We start from the raw sequence: 2,802 nt of genomic DNA on the forward strand, positions 1-2,802 counted from the left end.
GCAACCCCAAGCAATACGCCACCCGACCCGAAACGACGCTCCCGGCACTGCCAGTCACGCCGGATCCTGCTCCCTCAGCGTCGCTGCCGAGGAGGGTGCCGTAGTCGTGATACATCACGCCCGCATAGACCCCGGCGTCAGAGCCTCGCAGCGAGGACGGATCGATACCGGCGTCCTCCAGGGCCTCCCAGCAGGTCTCCAGCAGCAACCGCTGCTGCGGATCCATCGCCACAGCCTCACGTGGACTGATCCCGAAGAACTCCGCATCGAAGTCCGCAGCTCCGTACATGAACCCGCCCACCCGGGCGTAGGCGGTTTCCCCACCACCGAACTCGTCGCCGTCCCATCCGCGGTCGGCGGGGAACCCCGCGATCGCGTCCGTTTCGTCCGCCACCAACCGCCAGAAGCCCTGCGGGTCCTCGACCCCGCCCGGGAAACGGCAGCCCATCCCCACGATCGCGATCGGCTCATCCGCAACGGCGCGGACCACCGGCGGCGCAACCTGAGCACTGGCATCAGCCAATTGGGGCAACAGCTGATCGTGCAGGTATCCCGACAGTGCTGTCGAGGTCGGATAGTCGAAGATCAGCGTCGCGGGCAGCCGGAGTTCAGTCTCGGCAGCAAGACGATTGCGCAGTTCCAGCGCGGTCAGGGAGTCGAAGCCCAGTTCCCGGAACGTCTGCTGGGGTTCGACGCCATCGGAGCTTGCGTGTCCAAGGACGGCCGAGGCGTGGGTGCGCACAATCTGGAGGACGGTCTGCTCCCGGTCAGCAGCACTGAGCGCGGCCAGTTGGGCAGCCAGCCCCTCAGCCGCCGTCGCCGCAGCGGCGGTCGGCCGCGTACCGGTACCCGTAACCGGCCCCTGAAGCAACGTCGTCAGTGGGTTGCCAGAGCGAGAGAAGCCAGCCAGGTCCAGCAGGGCAGGAACCACCAGGGGCGCCCCTAGCCGGACGGCGACGTCGAACAGTGCCAGACCCTGCTCGGTCGCCATCGGCCGAAGTCCGCCACGCGCCAGCCGAGACATCTCGGCCTCATCGAGGTGTGCGGTCATCGTCGAGCGCTCGGCCCACAGCCCCCACGCCAGCGACTGACCCGTCAGTCCTCGCTCACGCCGGTGGGCAACGAGAGCGTCGAGGAACGCGTTGGCCGCCGCGTAATTCCCCTGCCCGGGACTGCCGAGAATGGCAGCGGCCGACGAATAGAGGACGAAGCCGGCCAGGTCCGTCCCCTGGGTCAGCTCGTGCAGATTCCAGGCCGCGTCCGCCTTCGCCGCCAGCACGGTCGCTATCCGCTGCGGTGTCAGCGACTCGACCGTGGCGTCGTCCAGCACGCCGGCTACGTGCACCACCGCCGTGAGCGGATGCTCGGCCGCTATCCCATCCAGTACGCCACTAAGAACATCGCGATCTGCGGCGTCAGCGGCCACTATCCGGACCGCCGCGCCCAGTTCGGTCAGCTCCGAGGCCAACTCGGCCGCACCGGGCGCCTGGGGGCCCTGCCGAGAGAGCAGCAGCAGATGCCGCATGCCGCGGGTGGTGACCAGGTGCCGGGCCAGCAGCCGTCCCAGCGTTCCGGTACCGCCGGTGATGAGCACCGTGCCATCCGGATCCCACTCGGTAGGCACAGCATGCGGATCACGCACCCCGGCCCGCACCAGTCGCCGGCCGAACACCGCTGGAACATCTACCTCCGCAGACGGACGGATCCGCACCTCCGGCTCGCCGGAGCGCAACAGGGCTGCCAAAGCGGCTTCTACGTCGGTGTCGCTGTCGAGGTCCAGCTCTGTGGTGGGGTCGATGTCGACCAGCAAGAAGCGGCCCGGGTGTTCGGACTGCGCAGAGCGGACCAGCCCACAAACTGCCGCCGCAGACAGATCCTGGCCCCCTGCGGCACCTCCAGTGAGAACCACCAACTGCGCATCAACGGTGGCGGGATCAGCCAGCCATTCCTGCAGCCACCCCAACGCGAGCCCCGTAGCCTGTGCAGCCGCGGCGGGCGTCCCCCGCCCAACTGGCGCCGAGGGCACCACCGCCACAACGATCGGCGGGTACTCCGAACCGACTACCTCTCCTTGCCTCGACCACCGCGGCACGGTGGGACCTTCCGGCGCAGGAAGCGGGGCCCAGTCCACCGCGAACAGCGAACGGCTTACCTCACGCTCACCGAAACGCGTGAGGTGGTCTGCCGGGATCTCCCGCAGTACCAGGGACTTCGCATGGAACACCGGCTGCCCGGCTCCGTCGAACGCACTCACCGCGATCGACCTGTCCGGCCCCGGGGCGAGCACAGCCCTCAGATGACGGGCCCCACCAGCCAGGAACCGAACATCCGACCATGTGAACGGCAATCCCGCCCCGCCATGCCTGGTGGCGAGCAAACCATGAAGCACGGCGTCCGACAGGGCCGGGTGCACTCCGAACCCGCCCACCTCGGTTCCGGCACCCGTTATAGCTGTTTCGGGGAGTTCCGCTTCGGTGTAGATCGTCTCCCCGATGCGCCAGGCACGACGCAGCCCCTGGAACGTCGGCCCATAGTCGTAGCCACGCTCGGCCAACTGGCCGTAGACGTCCTCGAGCAAGATCGGCTCGGCACCGGCAGGCGGCCACTGCACCAATGGCGCCAGAGCAGGGCCATCGGCGGCCGACAACGTGCCGACCGCATGCCGGATCCAGCCACCCTCCGCATCCCGCGAGGAGACCGTCACCGAGCGACGACCGTCACCGTCCTCGTCGCCGACGTGCACCTGAATCTGCACACCGCCCTGGTCAGGCAATACCAGCGGTTCCTGCAGGGCGAGCTCTT

At 68.5% G+C, this 2,802-nt stretch carries 1 protein-coding gene; it reads right to left on the reverse strand.

Translation table 11 applies throughout. From position 1 onward, the window contains the following. On the reverse strand, window positions 1-2,802 hold a 2,802-nt coding region (locus ACFVYN_RS41195), incomplete at both ends, for a type I polyketide synthase (RefSeq protein ID WP_390008022.1).

The organism is Streptomyces sp. NPDC058307 (assembly GCF_042880295.1).
Taxonomy (GTDB): Bacteria; Actinomycetota; Actinomycetes; order Streptomycetales; family Streptomycetaceae; genus Streptomyces.